A 7,601-nucleotide genomic window follows, 5' to 3' on the forward strand; every position below is an offset into this window, starting at 1 on the left:
GTCGTCCCGGCAGGATGCCGGGACCCAGTGCCAGGACGGCAACCCTCAGCCAGCACAACGCCCAAGTTTGCACGATGGCCCTGCCTGGCACTGGATTCCGGCATCCATGCCGGAATGACGGGCCGCGCGGTCAGCCGCGATCTCCGTCGTCCCGGCATGGATGCCGGGACCCAGTGCCAGGACGGCAACCCTCCGCCAGCACAACGCTCAAGTTTGCACGATCGCCCTGCCTGGCACTGGATTCCGGCATCCATGCCGGAATGACGGACCGCCGGGCCAACCGCGATCTCCGTCGTCCCGGCAGGATGCCGGGACCCAGTGCCAGGGACGGTAACCCTCCACCAGCACAACGCTCAAGTTTGAACGATGGCCCTGCCTGGCACTGGATTCCGGCATCCAAGCCGGAATGACGGACGAAGCAGCAAGACTCAAACCCGACCACCCAACACCCGCTCCAGCCCCACCACAATCCGCTCCCCCGCCCGCCCATCCCACAACTCGGGTATCGCCCCACGCTGCCAGTCCCCGGCAAACAGCCGATCGAGTGCCGGCGCCAGCTTCGCTGGATCGGTGCCGATCAGCGCATTGGTCCCGATGCTCACCGTCTCCGGCCGCTCGGTGCTATTCCGCAGCGTCATGCAGGGCACGCCCATCACCGTGGTCTCTTCCGTAATCCCCCCTGAATCGGTGATCACCGCCTTGGCGTGCTTGACCAGATAGTTGAATTCCAGATAGGGCTGCGGTTCGACCAGGTGCAGGTGCGTCGGCAGATCGGCCAGCTCGCGTAGCGTCTTGGCCGTGCGCGGGTGCACCGGGAAGATCACCGGCAGGCCCCGCGTGCCCGCGCCGATCGCCGCCAGCAGCCGCGCCAGGGAACCGGTGCCGTCGACGTTGGCCGGCCGATGCAGGGTGACGACGAAATACCCACCCGGCTGCAAGCCCAAGGCATCCCAGAACGGCGGCGGCTGCAGCCGCTCCAGGTTGGCCAGCAAGGAGTCGATCATGGTGTTGCCGACGAAAATGATCCGCTCCTCCCCGACCCCCGCCTGGCGCAGGTTGGCATTGGCAAAGGCGCTGGTGGTGAAGAACCAGTTGGTGATGGCATCGGTCACCATCCGGTTGATCTCTTCCGGCATGGTCCAGTCGCCCGAGCGGATGCCGCCTTCCACATGGGCCACCGGCACGCACAGCTTCTGCGCCGCGATGGCGCAGGCCATGGTCGAGGTCACGTCCCCCACCACCAGACACAACCGGGACGCCGCCGCCAGCAGCAGCCGCTCATAGCCGATCATGATCGCTGCCGTCTGCTCCGCCTGGGTGCCCGACCCCACCTCCAGATTCACATCCGGCGCCGGGATGCCCAACTGGACAAAAAAATCGCCCGACAGGCGGGCGTCATAGTGTTGACCAGTGTGCACCAGGCGGTACCGCAAGGGTCCGCCGGCCGCCGCCCGGGCCTGCAGCGCCCGGATAATAGGCGCGATCTTCATGAAATTCGGGCGCGCGCCCGCGATGATGTCGATCAGCATGACCGCGCTACCTCGATGGTCACCCGGCTCACCTCCAGAATCTCCTCCAGCGGAATCGGCGCTGGCCCGCCCGTGCGCAGGGCCTGCACGAACGCCGCGGCACAGGCGCGCTGGCCTTTGTCCTGACGCCACAGATTCAGCGCCTTGAAGCCCGGCCAGCCGAAACCGGTCAGGCGGCGGAAATTATCCAGTTGCAGCACCCGCCCGGCGGCGAAGACCTCGAGCCGCTCCTTCGGGAACGCCTTGCTGCCGTTGGCCAAGTAATGGACGGTCCCGAGCGAGCCGTCGGCGAAACCCAGGTTGATGCTAACCGAATCCCCCGTGGCCGTGTCCATCGCCAGCGCCTCCGCCCGCGCGATCGGCGCCCCGACCAGGAACCGCAGTAGATCGATGAAATGGCACGCCTCGCCAATGATGCGCCCGCCGCCCACCGCCGGGTCCTGCGTCCAGTGCTCCGCCGGGATCGCCCCAGCATTCACCGTCATTACCAACGCCTTCGGACCCGTCACGCCGGCCAGCAGCGACTTGATCTTCTGTACCTGAGGCGCAAAGCGGCGGTTGAAACCCACCATCAACAAGGGTGCGGGGGCAGCCTCCTGCCCGCCCGGTCCATGCTGGCTTCCAGGTTCCAGCCCCTCGGGCGGCACGCCCAAACGCGGCCTGGGAACCAGGATATCCCGGATCGCCGCCAACTCATCGAGCGTCAGACACAGCGGCTTCTCCACAAACACCGCCTTCCCCGCGGCCAATGCCTGCAACACCATCCGCGCATGACTGTCATGCCGCGTCGTGATCACCAGCGCGGTTGACTGCGGATCGGTAAACAAGGCCTCGGTATCCGTGGTCGTCCGTGCAAAGCCAAACTTCCGCCCCGCATGAACCCCGCTCACCCCACCACTGGAAGCCACCGCCACCAGCCGCGCTCCGGCCGCCTTGAAAGCCGGGATCAGCACCCCGGTGGCGTAATTTCCGGCACCGATAAAACTCACCGCCGCGGCACGCGACGTTGAAGCGTCGACACCTATTCCCGCACCGGCACCAGGCAGTGACGCAGCGACCGCAATGGTCTGTTCCCGCAAGCGCTGCAGTTCGCCACCTGGGTACTCAAGCACGATCCCCAGCGACGGCTCGGCGCCGCCAACCACCGCATAGGCGCGCTCGGCGTCCTCCAGCGCAAAGCGATGGGACACCAGCGGCGCGACATCCAGCCGCCCGTCGGCCAGCATATCCAGCACCGCCTCGAAATTACGCTGCTCGGTCCAGCGCACGAAGCCGATCGGATAATCCTGGCCCTGCTCCTCATAGAGCGGGTCATAGCGCCCCGGCCCATAGGAGCAGGAGACCTGAAAGCTCAACTCCTTCTCGTAGAAATCCGCCCGCGACAGCTCCAGCCCGACCACGCCCACCAACACGATCCGCCCGCGCTGGCGACACATCAGCGCCGCCTGATGCACCGGCTCATTGCTGCGCGTCGCCGCCGTGATGATCACCGCATCCACTCCGTGTCCACGCGCGAAGGTCTCAGCCACCGCCACCGGGTCCTGCCCTGCGGCCAGATCCACCGTCTCGGCACCGAATTGGCGTGCCAACGCCAGCTTGGCCGGATCCAGGTCGATCCCCAACACCCGGCAGCCATGGGCGCGCAGCAGTTGCACCGCCATCAACCCGATCAACCCGAGCCCGGTCACCACCACCGCTTCACCCAGGGTCGGCGCCGCCAGGCGGATACCCTGCAAGGCAATGGCCCCGATCACGGTAAAGGCCGCCGCCTCGTCCGTCACGTCATCCGGAATCCGGGCACACAGATTTACCGGCACACTCGCCATCTCGGCATGCCGGCCGTTCGAAGCCACCCGATCGCCCACCGCGAAGCCCGCCGCGCCCGCGCCCAGTTCCGCCACCACCCCCACGTTGCAATAACCCAGCGGCAGCGGCTGCTCCAGCTTATTGCGCACCGCCTCCAGGGTCGGCACCAGACCGTCAGTTCGCACCTTTTCCAACACCTGCCGTACCTTATCAGGCTGCTGGCGCGCCTTCGCGAGCGGATTGGCTTTGCCGAAATCCACCAGCATCCGTTCAGTCCCAGCCGAAATCAGCGAGCGGGTCGTGCGCAGCAGCAAGGCCCCGCGGCCCACGCGCGGGCACGGCACCTCGGCCAACTCGGTACGGCCATCCTTAAGGTTTTGCAAAATTTGTTTCACGGTACAGCTCAGATAAAGTGAAATTCCGAAGACAGCGGTCGCCTTGAAACCGCTGGACAAGCCAAGAAAAGCAGCGAACCGCGACCGCCGTCGTCCCGGCAGGATGCCGGGACCCAGTGCCAAGGATGGTAACCCTCAGCCAGCACCGCGCTCACGGTTGAATAACAGCCCTACCCAGCCCTGGATTCCGGCATCCAAGCCGGAATGACGGACCAAGCGGGCAACCGCGATCTCCGTCGTCCCGGCATGGATGCCGGGACCCAGTGCCAGGGACGGTAACCCTCAGCCAGCACCGCGCTCACGGTTGAATAACAGCCCTACCCAGCCCTGGATTCCGGCATCCAAGCCGGAATGACAAACCGAGCGGGCAACCGCGATCTTCCGTCGTCCCGGCATGGATGCCGGGACCCAGTGCCAAGGATGGTAACCCGCAGCCAGCACACCGCCCAGGTTTGACCGATCACCCCTACCCGGCCCTGGATTCCGGCATCCATGCCGGAATGACGAACCGCGCGGTTAACCGCGATCTCCGTCGTCCCGGCACGGATGCCGGGACCCAGTGCCAAGGACGGTAACCCGCAACCAGCACAGCGCCCACGTTTGACCGATAACCCCTGCCCGGCCTTGGATTCCGGCATCCTTGCCGGAATGACGAACCGAGCGGTCAACCGCAATGTCCGTCGTCCCGGCAGGATGCCGGGACCCAGTGCCAAGGATGGTAACCCGCAACCAGCACACCGCTCACGGTTGAACAATGGCCCTGCCTGGCCCTGGATTCCGGCATCCTTGCCGGAATGACGAACCGAGCGGTCAACCGCGATGTCCGTCGTCCCGGCATGGATGCCGGGACCCAGTGCCACGGACGGTAACCCTCAGCCAGCACACCGCCCAGGTTTGACCGATCACCCCTACCCAGCCCTGGATTCCGGCATCCAAGCCGGAATGACAAACCGAGCGGTCAACCGCGATCTCCGTCGTCCCGGCATGGATGCCGGGACCCAGTGCCACGGACGGTAACCCTCAGCCAGCACAGCGCCCACGTTTGACCGATCACCCCTGCCCAGCCCTGGAATCCGGCATCCAAGCCGGAATGACGGACCGAGCGGTCAACCGCGATGTCCGTCGTCCCGGCATGGATGCCGGGACCCAGTGCCAAGGACGGTAACCCGCAACCAGCACACCGCTCACGGTTGAACAATGGCCCTGCCTGGCCCTGGATTCCGGCATCCTTGCCGGAATGACGAACCGAGCGGTCAACCGCGATCTCCGTCGTCCCGGCACGGATGCCGGGACCCAGTGCCAAGGACGGTCACCCGCAGCCAGCACAGCGCCCACGTTTGACCGATCACCCCTACCCGGCCCTGGATTCCGGCATCCAAGCCGGAATGACGAACCGAGCGGTCAACCGCGATCTCCGTCGTCCCGGCATGGATGCCGGGACCCAGTGCCAAGGACGGTAACCCTCAGCCAGCACACCGCTCCCGGCTGAACACTGGCCCTACCCAGCCCTGGATTCCGACATCCAAGCCGGAATGACGGACCGAGCGGGCAACCGCGATCTCCGTCGTCCCGGCATGGATGCCGGGACCCAGTGCCAAGGACGGTAACCCTCAGCCAGCACACCGCCCAGTCTTGACCGATCACCCCTACCCCGCCCTGGATTCCGGCCTCCTGCCAGAATGACGATGACGCACCCCACCGGATCAGTCCCCTGCCGCAAAGTCATCGTACAGGTCTCGCCACGCTGGATTCATCTCCTCAATCACTCGAAGCTTCCAGGCCCGCTGCCAGCCTTTCATCTGCTTTTCCAGCCTGATCGCATCCGGCATCGTCTCCAGCTGCGCATACCAAACCAGCCGATGCACGTGATAGCGCCGAGTGAAGCCCTCCACCAAGTCATGTTTGTGCTCCCAGACTCGCTTCGGCAGATTGCTCGTAACACCGAGGTAAAGGGTACCGTTGCGTTTGCTCGCAAGGATGTATACGGCAGGTTTACGCTCCATTGGTTTCCTCCCTACGCAGCGTGTTCCACTTTACCTGGGAGCTTAGCTCTTGCGTAACGATGCCCCTGCCTGGCCCGAATGGCGCGAAGATAAGCCGAGAGCATNTTTAAATCAGCGGGTTACCGTTGCGACTCAGGACCAAAAATCGGCNTGTTCAGCGCTGTTTCTTGGGGTGGCCGTTCTGGCGGACCTCCTCCTGCGCGAGGCGCCGGGGCTTGGTCAACAGCGGATAGCTCTTGAGCCGACGCTTCAACGCCCGCGGCTCAATGCGTCCCCGCCGTAGACCGACCCGGGGTTCGGCGATCAACACCAAGAGGGCGCGGATCACCACCGCGTCGCGGGTCCCGCCGCCCCGCTGTTGCCAGGAAATCCAGATCTGCACCGTGTGTTTAAAGCTCAGTTGCCGTGGGATTTGGTCAGCCAGCAGGGCGGCTTGCGCCATCAGCAGACGGATCAGGTTGTAAGCCAGCAAGTAGACCCACAACTCCTTGATCGCCATCTCCGGAGTCCGGCACCGCAGGTGTTCCATCCCGAGCGTGGTCTTGCTGTTGCGCAGATCAAGTTCGACGTTCCAGCGGCTGCGGTACAACACCTTGAGGGTGTACTTGGGGACCGCTTTGGGGCACAGCAGGGTCGTGACCATGATCTTACCGCCCGCTTGAAACTCACGCACGGTCAGGGTGTCCGGGGCCTGATCGTAGTCCTCCTGGCTCATCCAGTCCGGACGCTTGGGCTTGCTCAGGACGATGAGGTGGTCACGCNCCCCAAGCCATTGGCCCAGGCGAAAGTCCGTGCTGCGCTTGCGGGCGCCATACTGCTCAAACACCCCATCGACGCCGCGGGACCCCAACTCACAGAGCAGAAAATACGTCGCGTAAAAAGCGTCGGCAATCAGGATCTCGCCGCGCAGCAGGGTATCGAGNAGGGTGCGNAGCAGGNTCTGCTCGTCGCTGCCCTTGCCCACACAGGGACCGACGGCCCCATCCAACAAGGCGCCGGTCGCCAGGCACATTAAGACCACCAACCGACAGATCGGGAACCCCAGTCCNGGCTTCTGGCTCGTCGGCTGCGGATATTTGGCCTGGTTTTCCGCGGTGTCGGCCAAGGTCAGCGTTGCCCCGTCGGCGAGCCGCACCCGTCGGCCGTGCCAGTGCCACCAGGCCGGTGCCCCGTCGGTCACCAGCTCCCCGGTCTGGCGCGCCAGGGTCGCGATCATCGACAGCGGCAGTCGGGCCCGGGCTTGGCAGAAGGCGCTGGTGCTGGTGCTGAGGCGCGGCAACCCGGCGATGGCCCGTTGGACCGCGTGGTCGGCGAGCGCCTGGCAGCAACTGCCGTCCGCCGAGAGCGCCTGGGTCATGAACATCGCCAAGGTCTTCGTCGGGGGAAAGGCCCGCTCACGATGGGCCGGCACCAACACGGCGACCTGATCCAGCAGCTGCGGGCCGGTCAACAAATTAAAGAATCCGCCGGTGTCGATCCGCGCGGCCTCCTCAAGGACACGTTGCTGCGTCGCGGCGCGTTGGTTAGGATGCATGGGGGCTGGCTCGCAGGGTGATGGGTTGGGTGTCGCAACCTTCAGCCTACCACTCTTGCGGGTTGGCCCCTATTATTTTCAGTCTGTTAGACTAAATTAGTGCCATTCCTGCCTGGCCCTGGATTCCGGCATCCAAGCCGGAATGACGGACCGCGCGGTCAAGCGCGACCTCCGTCGTCCCGGCAGGAGGCCGAGACCCAGTGCCAAGGACGGTAACCCGCAACCAGCATACCGTTCAAGGTTGAACCATGGCCCTGCCCGGCCCTGGATTCCGGCATCCAAGCCGGAATGACGGACCGCGCGGGGGCCTTGATCATCCTTCCGGCTGCCGGTG

At 65.1% G+C, this 7,601-nt stretch carries 4 protein-coding genes; all 4 read right to left on the reverse strand.

Going from position 1 to position 7,601, the window contains the following annotated elements:
• Window positions 1-428: 428 nt before the first annotated feature.
• Window positions 429-1,529, reverse strand: coding sequence for a non-hydrolyzing UDP-N-acetylglucosamine 2-epimerase (gene wecB / locus A39O_RS0104990; protein WP_020503606.1), 1,101 nt, complete (start codon window positions 1,527-1,529; stop codon window positions 429-431).
• Window positions 1,523-3,730: a bi-domain-containing oxidoreductase gene (locus tag A39O_RS0104995; RefSeq protein ID WP_026199176.1), complete on the reverse strand. Its 2,208-nt coding sequence runs from the start codon at window positions 3,728-3,730 to the stop codon at window positions 1,523-1,525. The genes wecB and A39O_RS0104995 overlap by 7 nt, the downstream gene beginning before the upstream one ends.
• A gap of 1,703 nt (window positions 3,731-5,433) precedes the next feature.
• Entirely contained in the window at window positions 5,434-5,733 is a 300-nt protein-coding gene (locus A39O_RS0105005) for a GIY-YIG nuclease family protein (RefSeq protein WP_020503609.1), read from the reverse strand.
• A 154-nt stretch (window positions 5,734-5,887) separates the two neighbouring features.
• Entirely contained in the window at window positions 5,888-7,267 is a 1,380-nt protein-coding gene (locus A39O_RS0105010) for an IS4 family transposase (protein WP_020503610.1), read from the reverse strand.
• Window positions 7,268-7,601: the final 334 nt, after the last annotated feature.

The sequence above is a fragment of the Lamprocystis purpurea DSM 4197 genome (assembly GCF_000379525.1).
GTDB classification, from domain to species: domain Bacteria; phylum Pseudomonadota; class Gammaproteobacteria; order Chromatiales; family Chromatiaceae; genus Thiodictyon; species Thiodictyon purpureum.